The 17,003-nt window shown below is 65.7% G+C and carries 16 protein-coding genes; 2 read left to right on the top strand and 14 right to left on the bottom strand.

Going from position 1 to position 17,003, the window contains the following annotated elements:
* Positions 1-97 precede the first annotated feature (97 nt).
* A complete protein-coding gene (locus tag L6D75_RS10255) occupies positions 98-1,369 on the bottom strand; it encodes an Hsp70 family protein (protein WP_176513276.1) in 1,272 nt (423 codons plus the stop codon).
* 164 nt (positions 1,370-1,533) lie between these two features.
* On the opposite strand from L6D75_RS10255, the gene cbpA reads away from it, so the two are divergent.
* Positions 1,534-2,490 carry a curved DNA-binding protein gene (gene cbpA / locus L6D75_RS10250; RefSeq protein WP_176513278.1) on the top strand — a complete coding sequence of 319 codons (957 nt, stop codon included), beginning with the start codon at positions 1,534-1,536 and terminating at the stop codon, positions 2,488-2,490.
* Between the two features lie 2 nt (positions 2,491-2,492).
* The gene (locus L6D75_RS10245; RefSeq protein WP_176513279.1) at positions 2,493-2,798 is read left to right on the top strand and encodes a chaperone modulator CbpM; all 306 of its coding nucleotides are present in this window, start codon (positions 2,493-2,495) and stop codon (positions 2,796-2,798) included.
* A 72-nt stretch (positions 2,799-2,870) separates the two neighbouring features.
* On the opposite strand, the gene L6D75_RS10240 is transcribed toward L6D75_RS10245, so the two are convergent.
* The 13 genes from L6D75_RS10240 to L6D75_RS10180 all read right to left on the bottom strand — a co-directional run bounded on the left by L6D75_RS10240 (position 2,871) and on the right by L6D75_RS10180 (position 16,991).
* Positions 2,871-3,386: a GNAT family N-acetyltransferase gene (locus tag L6D75_RS10240; RefSeq protein WP_176513281.1), complete on the bottom strand. Its 516-nt coding sequence runs from the start codon at positions 3,384-3,386 to the stop codon at positions 2,871-2,873.
* Positions 3,387-3,417: 31 nt separating this feature from the next.
* The gene (gene urtE / locus L6D75_RS10235; protein WP_176513283.1) at positions 3,418-4,116 is read right to left on the bottom strand and encodes an urea ABC transporter ATP-binding subunit UrtE; all 699 of its coding nucleotides are present in this window, start codon (positions 4,114-4,116) and stop codon (positions 3,418-3,420) included.
* 134 nt (positions 4,117-4,250) lie between these two features.
* Complete coding sequence (gene urtD, locus L6D75_RS10230; RefSeq protein WP_176513285.1) at positions 4,251-5,108, bottom strand: urea ABC transporter ATP-binding protein UrtD; 858 nt, start codon at positions 5,106-5,108, stop codon at positions 4,251-4,253.
* A complete protein-coding gene (gene urtC, locus L6D75_RS10225) occupies positions 5,105-6,184 on the bottom strand; it encodes an urea ABC transporter permease subunit UrtC (protein WP_176513287.1) in 1,080 nt (359 codons plus the stop codon). Before urtC ends, urtD begins: the two co-directional genes overlap by 4 nt.
* Positions 6,184-7,704, bottom strand: coding sequence for an urea ABC transporter permease subunit UrtB (gene urtB, locus L6D75_RS10220; protein WP_371871945.1), 1,521 nt, complete (start codon positions 7,702-7,704; stop codon positions 6,184-6,186). The genes urtC and urtB overlap by 1 nt, the downstream gene beginning before the upstream one ends.
* A gap of 106 nt (positions 7,705-7,810) precedes the next feature.
* Positions 7,811-9,076, bottom strand: a complete 1,266-nt coding sequence (urtA, locus tag L6D75_RS10215) for an urea ABC transporter substrate-binding protein (protein ID WP_176513291.1) — start codon at positions 9,074-9,076, stop codon at positions 7,811-7,813.
* 287 nt (positions 9,077-9,363) lie between these two features.
* Entirely contained in the window at positions 9,364-10,764 is a 1,401-nt protein-coding gene (gene cycA, locus L6D75_RS10210; RefSeq protein ID WP_371871946.1) for a D-serine/D-alanine/glycine transporter, read from the bottom strand.
* Between the two features lie 215 nt (positions 10,765-10,979).
* Entirely contained in the window at positions 10,980-12,347 is a 1,368-nt protein-coding gene (locus L6D75_RS10205) for a PepSY-associated TM helix domain-containing protein (RefSeq protein ID WP_176513295.1), read from the bottom strand.
* 59 nt (positions 12,348-12,406) lie between these two features.
* A complete protein-coding gene (locus L6D75_RS10200; protein ID WP_176513297.1) occupies positions 12,407-14,473 on the bottom strand; it encodes a TonB-dependent copper receptor in 2,067 nt (688 codons plus the stop codon).
* 67 nt (positions 14,474-14,540) lie between these two features.
* Positions 14,541-14,972, bottom strand: a complete 432-nt coding sequence (locus tag L6D75_RS10195) for a DUF2946 domain-containing protein (protein WP_176513299.1) — start codon at positions 14,970-14,972, stop codon at positions 14,541-14,543.
* Positions 14,973-14,997: 25 nt separating this feature from the next.
* Positions 14,998-15,483 carry a copper chaperone PCu(A)C gene (locus tag L6D75_RS10190; protein WP_176513301.1) on the bottom strand — a complete coding sequence of 162 codons (486 nt, stop codon included), beginning with the start codon at positions 15,481-15,483 and terminating at the stop codon, positions 14,998-15,000.
* Between the two features lie 47 nt (positions 15,484-15,530).
* The gene (locus tag L6D75_RS10185; RefSeq protein ID WP_176513303.1) at positions 15,531-15,920 is read right to left on the bottom strand and encodes a DUF2946 domain-containing protein; all 390 of its coding nucleotides are present in this window, start codon (positions 15,918-15,920) and stop codon (positions 15,531-15,533) included.
* Between the two features lie 216 nt (positions 15,921-16,136).
* Entirely contained in the window at positions 16,137-16,991 is an 855-nt protein-coding gene (locus L6D75_RS10180) for an SPFH domain-containing protein (RefSeq protein ID WP_176513305.1), read from the bottom strand.
* Positions 16,992-17,003 lie beyond the last annotated feature (12 nt).

Here is a 17,003-nt window from a genome sequence, read left to right as displayed (position 1 = left end):
GGCCCTTTCGCGACACAAGGCCGCTCCTACAGACGACCGCGTCCTCCTGTAGGAGCGGCCTTGTGTCGCGAAAGGGCTGCAGAGCAGCCCCCAAAGGTCAGGCCGCCCCGTAACGCTTGCGCGCCTCGATCGCCAACCCGCTACCGATGCTGCCAAAGATATTGCCTTCCACATGCCGCGCATTGGGCAGCATCGCCGCCACGCTGTTGCGCAGCGCCGGGATACCGCTGGAGCCACCGGTAAAGAACACCGTGTCCACCTGCCCCTGGCTCACCCCCGCCTTGCCCAGCAGCTCGGTCACGCTGCCGCGCACCCGCTCCAGCAACCCTTCGATGGCGCCTTCGAACACTGCACGGGTCAAATCCACGCCCAGCTCGCGCTCGACCCGGCCCAGGTCGATACGGCGGCTCTGCTGCTCGGTCAGCTCGATCTTGCTGGCCTCCACTTCCATTGCCAGCCAGTGCCCGGCGCGCTGTTCGATCAGCTTGAACAGGCGGTCGATGCCCAGGGTGTCCTCGATGTCGTAGCGCATGCTGCCCAGGGCCAGCTGCGATTTTTGCGAGTACAGGGCGTTGATGGTGTGCCAGGTGGCCAGGTTGAGGTGGTAGCTGGTGGGCATCAGCGCGCCGCTCTTCATCCGGCTGCCGTAGCCGAACAGCGGCATCACGCCTTGCAGGCTCAGCTGCTTGTCGAAGTCGGTACCGCCGATGTGCACGCCGCCGGTGGCGAGGATGTCGCTCTGGCGCTCGGCCACCTGGTGGCGCTCGGGGGAGAGGCGGATCAGGGTAAAGTCCGAGGTACCGCCGCCGATATCGACGATGAGCACCAGCTCTTCGCGGCTGATCCCCGACTCGTAGTCGAAGGCTGCGGCGATCGGCTCGTACTGGAACGACACGTCCTTGAAACCGAGCTTGCGCGCTACCTCGGCCAGGGTGTCCTCGGCCTCCTGGTCGGCGGCCGGGTCTTCGTCGACGAAGAACACCGGGCGGCCCAGCACCACCTGGTCGAATTCGCGGCCAGCAGCGGCCTCGGCGCGCTTTTTCAGCTCGCCGATGAACATGCCCAGCAGGTCCTTGAACGGCAGGGCGCTGCCCAGCACGCTGGTGTCGTGCTTGATCAGCTTGGAGCCCAGCAGGCTCTTGAGCGAGCGCATCAGGCGGCCTTCGTAGCCTTCCAGGTACTCGTGCAGTGCCAGGCGGCCATACACCGGGCGGCGCTCTTCGATATTGAAGAAGACCACCGAGGGCAGGGTGATCTTGCCGTCTTCCAGGGCGATCAGCGACTCGCTGCCCGGGCGGTGCCAGCCGACCGTGGAGTTGGAGGTGCCGAAATCGATGCCCAGGGCGCGGGCCGGGGATACGTCAGACATGGGAAAAAGGCTTCCGGAGGCAAAACGGCCGCGCAGTTTATGCCAGTTGGCCAGAGAATCAAGACCGGCCGTCTGCCTTGCAGCAGCGCCAAGCGCACCTTGAAAGGCTATGCTTGACCCCTATCTTCTGTTGCAACACGCAAATTCACATTGGTGATCCATAGATGGACTTCAAAGACTACTACAAGATACTCGGCGTAGAGCCCACGGCGGACGAGAAGGCGATCAAGGCCGCGTACCGCAAGCTGGCGCGCAAGTATCACCCCGATGTCAGCAAGGAGCGCGACGCCGAGGAGAAATTCAAGGAGGCCAATGAGGCCTACGAGGTGCTGGGCGATGCCCAGAAGCGCGCCGAGTTCGACGAAATCCGCAAGTACGGCGGCCAGCACGGCCGGCCATTCCAGGCCCCACCGGGCTGGGAAAGCCGAGGCGGTGGTGGTGGTGGCGGCTTCGAGGGCGGCGACTTCTCCGACTTCTTCAGCTCGATCTTCGGCGCCCGCGGCTCCAACCCCTTCGGTGGCGCCCGGCAACAACGCAGTGCCGGCAGGCGAGGGCAGGACGTGGAACTGGAACTGGCGATCTTCCTTGAAGAAACCCTGAGCAAGGAATCCAAGCAGATCAGCTTCCAGGTGCCGCAGACCAACGCCGCCGGCCAGCGCACCGGCTTTACCACCAAGACCCTGAACGTGAAGATTCCGGCCGGGGTCAGCGATGGCGAACGCATCCGCCTCAAGGGCCAGGGCGCGCCGGGCGTGGGCGGCGGGGCGAATGGCGACCTGTTCCTGACCATCCGCATGGCGCCGCATCCGCTGTTCGATGTCGAAGGGCATGACCTGATCATCACCGTGCCACTGGCGCCGTGGGAGGCCGCGTTGGGCACCAAGGTGGCGGTGCCGACCCTGGACGGCAAGATCAACCTGACCATCCGCCCCGACAGCCAGAGCGGCCAGCGCCTGCGCGTACCGGGCAAGGGCCTGGCGAACAAGCAAGGCGAGCGCGGCAACCTGTATGCCCAGCTCAAGGTGGTGATGCCGCCGAGCTCCGATGCTACTGCCCGTGAACTGTGGACCCAGCTCTCCGAGAAAGCTGCGTTCAACCCGAGGACACAATGGAGTAAGTGATCATGAGCAGCACCCTGATCGTTCAACTGGACATGCGCACCCTTTGCCAGGAGGCCGACATCACGGCCGACTACGTGGTCGAAATCGTCGAACACGGCATCGTTGAACCTTCGGGGCGAACGCCGGAGGATTGGTTGTTCGACGACCAGGCGCCGCTGGTGGCCAAGCGTGCGGTGAAGCTGCACCGGGAGCTGGAGCTGGAGTGGGAAGGGGTGGCGCTGGCGCTGGAACTGCTGCAGGAGGTGCAGCAGTTGCGCAGCGAGAACAGCATGTTGAGGCAGCGGTTGGGGCGTTTTACCCAGATGTGATGTTGGCTTCATCGCCGGCAAGCCGGCTCCCACAAGGGGCTGTGTGCGGGGCGGCTTGCCACTGCCAGCGAATCAGCCTGGCTCAGCCCCAGGATTGAGCACCACCTGCATGAAGGTCAGGTCCAGCCACCTGCCGAATTTCACCCCCACCTGCGGCATCTGCCCGGTCACCACGAAGCCCAACCGTTCATGCAGGCGCACCGAGGCCACATTGCCGCTCTCGATGGCCGCCACCATCACATGCTTGCCACACCCCCGCGCCCGCTCGAGCAGCGCCGCCATCAATTGCGGCCCCAACCCTTTGCCACGCTGGTCGTCGCGCACATACACCGAATGCTCCACGGTATGGCGAAACCCCTCGAACGGCCGCCAGTCGCCGAACGAGGCATACCCCAGCACGCCCGTTTCATCCGCCGCCACCAGGATCGGATAGCCCTGTTGCGCCCGCGCCTCGAACCAGGCCTGGCGGTTGGCAAGGTCCACCGGGGTTTCGTTCCAGATCGCCGTGGTGTTGCGCACCGCGTCGTTGTAGATCTCGAGGATGCCCGGCACGTCGGTGGCCAGGGCGTCGCGGATTTCGTGGCTCATTACAGCGTCTCGCAAGGTCGATGGCTGCAGATTAAATGGTTACCAGCCCGCGCACACCTTCGGCCTGCATGTTTTCCCCGCGCCCGCGCTGGATGATCTCGCCGCGGGCCATGACCAGGTACTGGTCGGCCAGCGCCTCGGCAAAGTCGTAGAACTGCTCGACCAGCAGGATGGCCATGTCGCCGCGCGCGGCCAGGCGGCGGACCACTGCTCCGATTTCCTTGATCACCGAGGGCTGGATGCCTTCGGTGGGCTCGTCGAGAATCAACAGCCGCGGGCGGCTGGCCAGGGCGCGGCCGATGGCCAACTGTTGCTGCTGGCCGCCGGACAGGTCGCCGCCGCGGCGCTGTTTCATCTGCTCCAGCACCGGGAACAGTTCGTAGATGAACGCCGGCACTTCGCGGGCCTCGCGGGCGGGGAAGCGCGACAGGCCCATGAGCAGGTTTTCCTCGACGCTCAGGCGCGGGAAGATTTCGCGCCCCTGGGGCACGTAGGCGATGCCGGCCTGCACCCGCTGCTGCGGCTTGAGCGTGGTGATGGGTTTGCCTTCCCATTCGACGCTGCCTTCGCGGGCGGGCGTCAGGCCCATCAGGCAGCGCAGCAGGGTGGTCTTGCCCACGCCGTTGCGCCCGAGCAGGCAGGTGACTTCGCCGACCCGGGCCTCGAAGGACAGGCCGCGCAGGATGTGGCTGCCGCCATAGTACTGGTGCAGGGTGTCGATCTTGAGCATGTGAGAATTCCTGATGTTGTTGCAGTGCCTGCACCGGCCCCATCGCCGGCAAGCCGGCTCCCACAGGTGCGGCGCAGTTCTCGGTCCTGTGGGAGCCGGCTTGCCGGCGATGGGGCCAGTACAGTCGACGAGAATCATCGGCCCAGGTACACCTCGACCACCCGCTCATCCGCCTGTACCTGCTCAAGCGACCCTTCTGCCAGCACACTGCCCTGGTGCAGCACGGTGACATGGTCGGCAATGCTGCCGACGAACCCCATGTCATGCTCCACCACCATCAGCGAGTGCTTGCCTGCCAGCCCCTTGAACAGCTCGGCGGTGAACTCGGTCTCGGCATCGGTCATGCCCGCCACCGGTTCGTCGAGCAGCAGCAATTGCGGCTCCTGCACCAGCAGCATGCCGATCTCCAGGAACTGCTTCTGCCCGTGCGACAACAGGCCGGCCTGGCGCTGGGCCAGTGGCAGCAGGCGCAGGGTGCCGAGCACTTGTTCGATGCGTGCGCGTTGCTCGCCGTCCAGGCGCGCGGCAAGGCTGGCCCACACCGACTTTTCGGCCTTCAGTGCCAGCTCCAGGTTCTCGAACACCGTCAGCGCCTCGAACACCGTGGGTTTCTGGAACTTGCGGCCGATGCCGGCCTGGGCGATCTGGTATTCGCTCAGGCGGGCAAGGTCCAGGGTGTCGCCGAAAAAGGCAGTGCCGCTGTCGGGCCGGGTCTTGCCGGTGATCACGTCCATCATCGTGGTCTTGCCGGCGCCATTGGGGCCGATGATGCAGCGCAGCTCGCCCACGCCGATGTACAGGTTCAGCGCGTTGAGGGCCTTGAACCCGTCGAAGCTGACGCTGATGCCCTCAAGGCTGAGCACCGTGCCGTGGCGTGTGTCGAGCCCGGCGCTGCGGCGGTTGCCCAGGCCGATGGCGTCGCGGCTGGCGCCGAGGTTGTCGAAGACCGGTTCGAGCATGAACTCGGGGTGAACGGGGGGCACGCCTCTCATGGCTGGCTCCTTTTCTTCAGCAGGCCGACCACGCCCTTGGGCAGGTACAAAGTGACGAGAATGAACAGCGCGCCGAGGAAGAACAGCCAGTACTCCGGGAAGGCCACGGTAAACCAGCTCTTCATGCCATTGACCAGGCCGGCGCCGAGCAGCGGGCCGATCAGCGTGCCGCGGCCACCCAGGGCGACCCATACGGCAGCCTCGATGGAGTTGGTCGGCGACATCTCGCTGGGGTTGATGATGCCCACCTGCGGCACGTACAGCGCACCGGCCAGGCCGCACAGCACGGCGCTGAGCACCCACACCAGCAGCTTGAAGCCGCGGGGGTCGTAGCCGCAGAACATCAGGCGGTTCTCTGCATCGCGCACGGCAGTGAGCAAGCGCCCGAACTTGCTGGTGGTCAGGCGCCAGCACAGGTACAGGCTGGCCAGCAGCAGGCCGACGGTGAGCAGAAACAGCATCGCCCGCGTGCCTTGCGCGGCAATGTCGAAGCCCAGGATGGTGCGAAAGTTGGTGAAGCCATTGTTGCCGCCAAAGCCGGTTTCGTTGCGAAAGAACAGCAGCATGCCGGCGAAGGTCAGGGCCTGGGTCATGATCGAGAAGTACACGCCCTTGATCCGCGAGCGGAAGGCGAAGAAGCCGAACACCAGCGCCAGCAGGCCTGGCGCCAGCACCACCAGGCACATGGCCCAGGCGAAATGCTGGGTGCCGGCCCAGTACCAGGGCAGCTCGCTCCACGACAGGAAGGCCATGAATGCCGGCAGGCCGTCAGCGGCGGCCTGGCGCATCAGGTACATGCCCATGGCGTAGCCACCCAGGGCGAAGAACAGGCCATGGCCGAGCGACAGCAGCCCGGCATAGCCCCAGACCAGGTCCAGGGCCAGGGCGACGATGGCGTAGCAGAGGATCTTGCCCACCAGCGTGAGGGTGTAGGCCGAAACCTGCAGCGCATGCCCCGCCGGCAGCAACGAGAGCAGCGGCATGGCCAGCAACAGCAGCACGACGATGGCGCCGATGGCCAGCGTCAGGCGCGGCCCAGCTTTTTGTGAAGCGGTGACAAGCAGTGGCTGGTTCATCAGTCGATTACCCGTCCCTTGAGGGCGAACAGGCCTTGCGGGCGCTTCTGGATGAACAGAATCACCAGCGCAAGGATGAGGATCTTGCCCAGCACGGCGCCGATCTGCGGCTCCAGCAGCTTGTTGGCGATGCCAAGGCCGAAGGCCGCCCAGAGGCTGCCGGCCAGTTGCCCGACCCCGCCAAGCACCACCACCAGGAACGAGTCGATGATGTAGCCCTGGCCCAGGTCCGGGCCGACGTTGCCGACCTGGCTCAGGGCCACGCCGCCGAGCCCGGCGATGCCGGAGCCCAGGCCGAAGGCAAGCATGTCGACGCGCCCGGTCGGCACCCCGCAGCAGGCCGCCATGTTGCGGTTCTGGGTGACCGCACGCACGTTCAGGCCCAGCCGCGTGCGGTTGAGCAGCAGCCAGGTGAGCAGCACCACGGCCAGGGCGAAGCCGATGATCACCAGGCGGTTGTAGGGCAGCACCAGGTTGGGCAGCAGCTGGATGCCGCCGGACAGCCAGGCCGGGTTGCTGACTTCGACGTTCTGCGCGCCGAACAGCAGGCGGATGGCCTGGATCAGGATCAGGCTGATGCCCCAGGTCGCCAGCAGGGTTTCCAGCGGGCGGCCGTAGAGGTGGCGGATGACCGTGCGCTCCAGCGCCATGCCGACCCCGGCGCTGACGGCGAAGGCCACCGGCAGGGCGATCAGCGGGTAGAACTCGATGGCGCCGGGGGCGTAGCGCTGCAGCAGCACCTGGACCATGTAGGTGCTGTAGGCGCCGAGCATCAGCATCTCGCCATGGGCCATGTTGATCACCCCCAGCAGGCCGAAGGTGATCGCCAGGCCCAGGGCCGCCAGCAGCAGGATCGAGCCCAGCGACAGGCCGCTGAAGGCCTGGCCGAGCAGTTCGCCGGCCAGTAGCTTGCGCTTGACCTGGGCCAGGCTGGTTTCTGCGGCGGTGCGCACGCCGGGGTCGGTTTCTGCTCCGGGTTGCAGCAGGGCTTCCAGGCGCGTGCGGGCCAACGGGTCGCCGGTTTCGCCGAGCAGGCGCACGGCGGCCAGGCGTACCGCAGGTTCGCTGGCGCCCAGTTGCAGGTTGGCCAGGGCCAGCGCCAGGGCGGCATGCACGGCGGCGTCGGGCTCGCTGGCGAAGCGCCGGTCGAGGAAGGCCACCTGGGCGGGTTGGGCGCTTTTTTGCAATTGCTGGGCGGCGGCCAGGCGGGTGTCAGCCTTGTCGCTGAGCAACTGGTGGCTGGCCAAGGCGTTATCGATCAGGCCGCGCAGGCGGTTGTTCAGGCGCAGTTTGCGGGTGTCATCGGCGGCGATGCGGCCCTGGCGCAGGTTTTCCAGCAGTGCCAGGCGCGCGGGGTCGGGTTGCGCCGCCCAGCTTTCGAGCAGTTGAGCCTGCTCGGTGGGCTTGGCGGTGAGGAAAAATTCGCCCTCGCTGGCCTGGGTGGCCAGGGGCAGCAAGAGGAGGAGGATGAGCAGGAGTTTGAGCATGCGGGCAATCCTGGGAATCAGCGGTGGATTCATCGCCGGCAAGCCGGCTCCCACAGGCGCCGCCATCGCCCAAAGGGCTGTGGAACTCCTGTAGGAGCTGGCTTGCCAGCGATTGGGCTGCACAGCAGCCCCAGTGCACTCAGTTACCTTTCACCGCGTAATCAGGCCGCTTGTCATTGCCCGGAATGAACGGGCTCCACGGCTGCGCCCGCAGCGGCTGCTCGGTCTCCCACACCACACTGAACTGCCCGTCATCCTGAATCTCGCCGATCATCACCGGCTTGTGCAGGTGGTGGTTGGTCTTGTCCATGGTCAGGGTAAAGCCCGACGGTGCCTGGAAACTCTGCCCGGCCAGCGCCTCGCGTACCTTGTCGACATCGGTGGACTTGGCCTTTTCCACCGCTTGCGCCCACAGGTGGATACCCACGTAGGTGGCTTCCATCGGGTCGTTGGTCACGGCCTTGTCGGCGCCCGGCAGGCCCTTGGCCTTGGCGTAGGCCTTCCAGTCGGCGACGAACTTCTGGTTCACCGGGTTATCCACCGACTCGAAGTAGTTCCACGCCGCCAGGTGGCCCACCAGCGGCTTGGTGTCGATGCCGCGCAGCTCTTCTTCGCCCACCGAGAACGCCACCACCGGCACTTCGGTGGCCTTCAGGCCCTGGTTGGCCAGCTCCTTGTAGAACGGCACGTTGGAGTCGCCGTTGACGGTGGAGATCACCGCCGTCTTGCCGCCGGCGGAGAACTTCTTGATGTTGGCGACGATGGTCTGGTAATCGGCGTGGCCGAACGGCGTGTACACCTCCTCGATGTCCTTGTCGGCCACGCCTTTGCTGTGCAGGAAGGCGCGCAGGATCTTGTTGGTGGTGCGCGGGTAGACGTAGTCGGTGCCCAGCAGGAAGAAGCGCCTGGCGCTGCCGCCGTCTTCGCTCATCAGGTATTCCACGGCCGGGATGGCTTGCTGGTTGGGCGCCGCGCCGGTGTAGAACACGTTGGGCGACATCTCTTCACCCTCGTACTGCACCGGGTAGAACAGCAGGCCGTTGAGCTCTTCGAACACCGGCAACACGGATTTGCGCGACACCGAGGTCCAGCAGCCGAACACCACCGCGACCTTGTCCTGGCTCAGCAGCTGGCGGCTCTTTTCGGCGAACAGCGGCCAGTTGGACGCAGGGTCCACCACCACCGGCTCGAGCAGCTTGCCGTTGACCCCGCCCTTGGCGTTGATCTCGTCGATGGTCATCAGCGCCATGTCCTTGAGCGACGTCTCGGAGATCGCCATGGTGCCCGACAGCGAATGCAGGATGCCGACCTTGATGGTGTCGGCGGCCTGGATGCTCCAGCTCAGGCCCATCGCCGCGATCGATGCGCTGAGGGTAAAAGCCTTGATCAGACTGCGACGCTTCATGTGCTCTCTCCGCTGAGTTTTTTAGGGTGTTGGCCAAGCGGGGAGGGCATTGCAAGGGGTGTGCCGAGTGGCGGAAGGTGCGCAGTAGAGGGGTTGTGCGAGGTATTAGGGCGTGAAGTGGATCCAGCTTGGTGCCTGGTGGATCTGTGTGCACAGCATTGGGGCCGCTGCGCGGCCCATCGCTGGCAAGCCAGCTCCCACAAGGATTGCATTGTTCTTGAGAGCAACGCTGTACCTGTGGGAGCCGGCTTGCCGGCGATTGGGCTGCAAAGCAGCCCCTTGCAGAATCAGCCGTTACGCACAGCCGTGCGCGGATGCCGCTTGCTGCGCACAAACTGATAAGTCACCGCCAGCAGCACGAACCAGATCGGCGTCACCAGCAGCGCCGCACGGGTGTCGTCTTCAAGACTCAGCAACACCAGAATGAAGGCGAAGAACGCCAGGCACACGAAGCACATGAAGCGCCCGCCCGGCATCTTGTAGTTCGAGGCCTGGTGCAGCGCTGCGCGATGCTTGCGGTACTTCAGGTACGACAGCAGGATCAGCGTCCAGACGAACATGAACAGCACCGCCGACACCGTGGTCACCAGGGTGAACGCCTCGACCACGTTGGGCACCAGGTAGATCAGCACCGCGCCCAGCAACAGGCAGGTGCAGGAGAAGTACAGGCCGTTGGCAGGCACCGCGCGGCGCGACAGCTTCTCGAACGCTCGCGGTGCATCGCCTTCCTGGGCCAGGCCGTAGAGCATGCGGCTGGTGGAGAACACGCCGCTGTTGGCCGACGAGGCGGCCGAGGTCAGCACCACGAAGTTGATGATGCTCGCCGCCGCCGGCAGGCCGGCCAGCACGAACAGCTCGACGAACGGGCTCTTGCCCGGCACCACGTCGCGCCATGGGGTCACGGCCATGATCGCGATCAGCGCCAGCACGTAGAAGACGATGATGCGGATCGGGATCGAGTTGATCGCCCGCGGCAGGGTGCGCTCGGGGTTTTTCGCTTCGGCGGCGGTGGTGCCGACCAGCTCGATGCCGACGAAGGCGAACACGGCAATCTGGAAGCCGGCGAAAAAGCCCATCAGGCCATTGGGGAACATGCCGCCGTCATTCCACAGGTTGGCCAGCTGCGCGGTGCGCCCGCTCGGCGATTCGAAGCCGCTGATGACCATGTACAGGCCGGTGGCGACCAGGCCGAGGATGGCGACGATCTTGATCAGGGCGAACCAGAACTCCAGCTCGCCGAACATCTTCACGGTCACCAGGTTCAACGACAGCAGCACCGCCACGCAGGTCAGCGCCGGTATCCATTGCGGCAGGTCGGGGAACCAGAACTGCGTGTAGGCGGCGATCGCCACCACGTCGGCGATGCCGGTGACCACCCAGCAGAACCAGTAGGTCCAGCCGGTGAAATAGCCGGCCCAGGGGCCGAGCAGGTCGGCGGAGAAGTCGATGAACGATTTGTAGTTGAGGTTCGACAGCAGCAGTTCGCCCATGGCGCGCATGACGAAGAACAGCATGAAGCCGATGATCATGTAGACGAAGATGATCGACGGCCCCGCCAGGCTGATGGTCTTGCCCGAACCCATGAACAGGCCGGTGCCGATGGCGCCGCCGATGGCGATCAGCTGGATGTGGCGGTTGGTCAGGTTGCGCTGCAGGTGCTGGTCTTCAGCAGGAGGGGTTGGGGTCATTGGCTGCATTCCATTGAGGGTCAGTCTTTTTCTGAAAGCCGAGTAGGCTAACACGAGCGTCCCAGATCGGGGCGCGACAGATCGACTCGAGTTTTGCGGCGCAGGGGGCCGCTTTGCGGCCCTTTCGCGACACAAGGCCGCTCCTACAGCACTACGCGTTCGTCTGTAGGAGCGGCCTTGTGTCGCGAAAGGGCTGCAAAGCAGCCCCAAGGCCCTCAAGCGCTAGCCAGCACCCGACGCCGACGCAAGACCCAGCAATCCACCACCCACATCACCACCATCGACACCCCCACCAGCGGGAACATCACCCCCAGCACCAGCATCACCCCCACCGCGGTCTTCCAGCGCGGCAGGTCATGGCGCAGCGGCGGTACGCCCAGGCCACCTTCAGGCCGGCGCTTCCACCACATCACCAGCCCGCTCACCGAGCCCAGCAGAATCATCAGGCACACCAGCAGAATGACGACCTGGTTCAGCGCCCCGAACATCTTGCCTTCATGCAGCATCACACCCAGCTCGGTCGCCCGGGCAACCGGGCTGTAGTCCTGCCAGCGCACATCGGCCAGCACCTTGCCGGTGTATTGATCGATATGCATTGTGGCGTCGTTGCGTGGGTCGTCGGCGAACACCGCCACGGTGTAGACGCCCTCTGCCGTGGTCGGCAGGGTAATGCTGTAACCCGGCTCGACGCGGCGTGCATTGGCCACGTCTTCCACCTGCTGCAAGTTCACCTGCGGCGCTGCCGGCATGTTCGACATGCCAGGGTGCCCGGCATGCTCGGCGTGCGCGCCGGACTGTGGCATCGGCGTGTTCTCCATGGCCCACGGCACGGTCTGGCGGTGGGCGCTGTTGAGTTCACGGGCCTGCTGGTCGGACTTGGGCACGTCATTCCACATGGCCGCCGGGAAGCGGTTCCACAGGTCGGCATATTGCTTGCCCCACAGCCCGGTCCAGGTCATGCCGCTGAGCAGCATCAACAGCAGCAGCGCCGAACCCCAGAAACCGGTCACGGCATGCAGGTCGCGCCAGAACACCCGGCCTTTGGCCCCCAGGCGCGGCCACAGCACGCCAGCGCTGCCGCGCCCACGTGGCCACCACAGGTACAGGCCGGACACCACCAGCACGATGCCCCAGCCGGCGGCCAGCTCCACCAGGCGGTCGCCGACCGTGCCGACCATCAGCTCGCCGTGCAGGGCGCGGGCGATGGCCTGCAGGTTCTGCTTGGCATCCTGCTCGCCGAGGATCTTGCCGCTGTAGGGGTCGACGAACACATTCAGCTCGCGGCCAGCGTCATGCACCACGAACTGCGCGCTGCGTTCGGCGTCGACCGGTGGCAGGTACTGGCCGACGTGGCCCTTGGGGTAGGCCTGGCGCACTTCGGCCAGCATCAGGTCGGCGCCCTGGCGGTGATGGCCGGCTTCGACCACCATCAGCTCGCGATACAGCAACGGGTCGAGCTGCGGCTTGAACAGGTAGATGATCCCGGTGATCGCCAGCAGGATCATGAACGGGGCGACGAACAGCCCGGCATAGAAGTGCCAGCGCCAGGCCAGGTTGTAGAAGGACACGCGTGTTCCTCTCATGGGAACCTCCAGTTTTTACCCGCAAGGGGCGCGGCCCGGGGCCGCGCCTTTGGTTAGCGTCAGAAGCTCAGGTCGACCTTGGTCCAGAAGGTCCTGCCTGGTTCGTTCAAAGGTTGTGGGTCCATGGCCGGGTAGCCGAACCCGGCGTTGCCGGCCAGGTTCAGGTGTTCGGCGTAGGTCTTGTCGAACAGGTTGTCGACGCCGGCGCTGAGCTTGAGGTTGTTGTTCACCTTGTAGGCGCCGTTGAGCGAGAACACGCCGAAACCTGCGCTCTTCTCGTAGTCCTTGCCGACCACGTTGCCCTGGTTCTCGGCGATGCGGTTCTGCGCTGCCACCAGTCGCCAGAGCGCCCCGGCGCTCCAGGTGTCGCGGCTGTAGGTCAGGCCCAGGCGGCTTTCCAGCGGCGGCATCTGCGGCAGTGCCTTGCCGTCGCTGCTGTTCTTGCCCCAGGCGTAGGCCAGGGTGGCATCGGCCTTCCAGCTCTCGGTCAGCTTGTAGGCCGCGCCCAGTTCGCCGCCCATGATGCGGGCGTCGATGTTCTGCGCCTGGGTGCTGCTCATGCCCATCATGGCGCTGCGGTAGTCGAACAGGATGTAGTCGCGCACCTGCCCGACATAGCCCGAGGCCCAGGCGTCCAGGCGCTCGTCGCGGTACTGGATGCCGAAGTCGAGCTGGGTGGTCTTCTCCGGCTTGATGCTGTCGAAGGCATTGGTGGAGCCGGTAGGGCCCTGGTCGGGGGAGAACAGCTCCCAGTAGTCGGGGAAGCGCTGGGCATGGCCCAGGCCGATGTAGGTGGTGGCAGGCAAAGCCGCCAGGTCGTGCTCGTAGCGCACGAAGCCGCTGGGCAAGGTGTCGGCGCGGGTGTCGCCGTTGGTGGCGCTGTCATCGCGAAAATCCCGGGCCGAGGCGCGGTCCAGGCGGGCGCCGGTGATCAGGCGGTCCTGGCCGGTGGCGTACCAGGTGAGCTCGCCGAAGGCGCCGTAGTTGTGGAAGTCGGCGTCCTTTTCCCAGGGCTTGTCCTTGTAGGCGTCGACGCCCATGGCGCTGCGCCCGCGGTGCTCGTTGGTCTGCGCGTCGATGCCGCTGATCAGCTGCACATCGGCCCAGCGCCAGGTAGCCTTGATGCGTGCGCCCAGGGTGCGGCGGTCGACGGCGGCGGCCATTGGCCCGGCCATCATGCCCATGCCCGAGGGGGTGCGCAGGGTGTAGTTGTCCATCACGTGGTCGGCGTAGTTGTAGTAGACCTGCGCCTCGATCTTGTCGAGCACTTCGCCGAGGTTGGACTTCTCGAAGCGCAGGCCCAGGCTTTCGCGCTTGAACTGCGCACCGTCCATGCCACGCCCGGCATAGCGCGCCTCGCCGTCGCCCTTGCCGGCGGTGAGTTCCAGCAAGGTGTCCTGGTCGGGGGTCCAGCCCAGGGTCACGTCGCCGTTCCACTTGTCCCAGCGCGAGGGCACGGTATCGCCGCTGCCGTCCTGGTAGTCATCGGAATGCGACTGGTTGCCGACGAAGCGCGCGTAGGCCTGGCTGTTGCCGGCGGCGACGTCGATCAGCTTGTCGAAGCGGCCGTTGGAGCCGGCCAGGAGGCTGGCGTTGACGCGGCTGCCGAGGGCGCCGAACTTCTCCGGTTCACGTTCGAAGAGGATGGTCCCGGCCGAGCCACCGGGGCCCCAGATCACGCTTTGCGGGCCTTTGATCACGGTGAGGCGGTCGTAGGTTTCCGGCGAGATGTAGGACGTTGGCGCGTCCATGCGGTTAGGGCAGGCACCGAGCATCACCCCGCCGTTGGTGAGGATGTTCAGGCGCGAGCCGAACATGCCGCGCAACACCGGGTCGCCGTTGGTGCCACCGGCGCGGATTGCCGAGAAGCCGGGGATGGTCTTGAGGTAGTCGGCGCCGTCGCTGGCCGGCACTGGCTGGCGTGGGTCCTTCGGGTTGGTGACCACGGTCAGCGGCGAGCTGGGCGCGATAGCGGTGATCACTGTCGGGCTCAGCTCGGCCAGGTCGTGTTCATGGCCTTCGTGGCCAGGGTCGGCGGCCAGGGCCATGGGCGCCAGCAGCGAGCCGCAAAGGGCGGCGAGGGTGCCTTTGAATGCATAGGCAAAAGCAGGGGTACAACCGGACATAGGAATTCCGTCGATCAGTCATGAGTAAGCGCGAAGCCTCCTGGCTCCGTGCAGCAAATATGGGGTTTCAGACGTTGATCGAGGCGGGTGGCGCGCGGCTGCGCGCACCGGGAAACACGGCCTGCCGGGCGTGGCCCTGGTGTGTCGCGGTGGGGCCTGGGGTAGCGGGGGTGACGCTGGCCGCGCTGAGCGGGCTGAGGGTTTGCGGTAATGCCGGGCAGTTGAACAACAGGCTGCAGTAGCCGCACTTTTCCCACATCACATGCAGCTGGCCATCGTTGCCGTGGCCATGATGTGCGTCGCTGGCATGCTCATGGCCAGCGGCCATGGGCATCTCCATCGGCATGTTCATGCCGGCGTGGTGGCCCATCGGCATCGACTGGGAAACCAGCGGGCCGATGAAGATCATCCACATGGCGAACAGGCTCAGCCAGCCGCCCCCGACGCGCCTGCGGTCAGGGCGGGAGGTACGGCTGAGACGGTTGCGCGGCAGGCTCATGGTGCGAGCGCCTGTCAGCTAGCGGTCAGTGGGCGTGTTCATGACCTTGCGGCTGGTCGGCCGGCGGCTGCTTCTGCACGGCGACATCGACGGTAATGTTGCCGGCCTTCTCGAAGTGCAGGGTCAGCGGGAAGCGCTTGCCGTCGCTGAGCAGGCTGCGGTCCTTGGGCTGCATGAGCATCACGTGGTAGGCGCTGGGGGCGAAGACCAGGTCCTTGCCGGCGGGCACCACCACGCTCTGGACCTGCTGCATCTTCATGGCGCCGTTGCTGCTCATGACATGCTCGTGCAGCTGCGCGTCGGCGGTGATGGGGCTGTCGACGCTCAGCAGGCGGTCATCGGCCTTGCCGTTGTTGTGCACGACGAAGTACGCCGCGACATTGGGCGCGTTGGGTGGCAGTTCCAGCGACCAGGGGTGGGCGATGTGCAGGTCGCCCACGGTGTATTCGTGGGCATTGGCGAAGGCGCCGGGCAGCAGCAATGCGGCCACTACGAGAGCTTGCTTGAGCATGGGTGGATCTCCGTTCTGTTCAGGTTCAGGCAGACAGCGTGATGAACTCAGGCCAGGGGAGAGGCGCGGGGATTGAGCGCAGGCCATAACTGGCGCGGCGTGGGCTGATAGCGGGAGGGCGGTGGGGTGAACCCGGCCAGCAGCGTGGGCGGGTTGTGCAATTGCGGCGGGTAGCCTGGCAATGCCAGCAGCGGTGCGGCGCCGGAGCAGCACCAGCAGTGCTGCATGTTGGAATGGTCGTCGCTTTGCGAGCCGAGGTCGATTTTGGCCAGGGCCTGTACGTCGACCTTGGCCTTGCCGGCCACGCTGGAACAGAAAGCCCCCCACAGCAGCTGCTCGGCCGGGCCCTTGGGCGCGGCAGAAGACAGCGGCATGGCCAGCAGGTTGAACAGCACTGCGAGGCAGGCTATCCAGGCGATGTGCCGACGTGGGGGCATGGAGAGATCCGGTCAGGAATCGTGGTGGCTATTGTACGGCGGAGTATAGGTAAAAATGCCGGGGTGCGGTGAAGTGACGCAGGTGGGTGGTGTGATCTGGACCGCTGCGCAGCCCCTATCGCCGGCAAGCCGGCTCCCACAGGTGCTCCACGGGCTTTGAGAGCAGTGTGGATACCTGTGGGAGCCGGCTTGCCGGCGATAGGGGCGATACAGCCATCAAGCCTTGTTACGCCCCATCAAGCCACGCACGGTCTCCTGCAGGTCCGCAGGCAGCACCACGACCTTGGCATTGCTGCTGCTGGCCAAGTTCTCCATGGCCCCCACATAGCGCTCGCCCAGCAGGTACATGGCCGGCACCGTCTCGTTGCCCACCGCTTCCTTGACCAGCGAGATGGCGCGCGCCGAGGCTTCGGCCAGGTTGATCTGCGCTTCGGCATCGAGCTTGGCCGACTGCAGGCGTGCCTCGGCTTCGAGGATTGCGGCCTGCTTGGCGCCTTCGGCACGGGTCACGTCGGCCTTGCGCTCACGCTCGGCGGCGGCCTGGCGCTCCATGGCCAGCTGCATGTTCTCGGACGGCTTGATGTCCTGGATTTCCACCGAGCGCACGGTCACGCCCCAGTCTTCGGTCTGCTCGGACATCGCCTCGCGCAGGCGCGCCTTGATCTGCTCGCGGCTCGACAGCGCTTCGTCCAGGTCCATGGCGCCGACGATGGCGCGCAGCGAGGTCATGGTCAGGCTGGTGACGGCGAACGAGAAGTTCTGCACGCCATAGGACGCTTTCTGCGGGTCGACCACCTTGGCGAAGCACAGGGCGTTGGCGACGATCACGGCGTTGTCGCGGGTGATGATTTCCTGCTCCTGCACATCGAGGATGATGTCCTTGGTCGGCAGGCGGTAGGCGACCACGTCCATGTACGGGATGACGATGTTGAGGCCCGGCTTGAGGGTGCTGTGGTAGCGGCCCAGGCGCTCGACGATCCACTCCTCGCCCTGGGGCACGATGCGTACCCCCTTGAACACGGTGACCAGGACGAACAGGGCTATGACGGCTACGACGATGAGGCTGGTCATTATGCAAACTTC

Source organism: Pseudomonas faucium, assembly GCF_021602585.1.
GTDB classification, from domain to species: domain Bacteria; phylum Pseudomonadota; class Gammaproteobacteria; order Pseudomonadales; family Pseudomonadaceae; genus Aquipseudomonas; species Aquipseudomonas faucium.
Note: the sequence above shows the minus strand (reverse complement) of the source record. Positions and strands in the feature narration are given on the sequence as shown.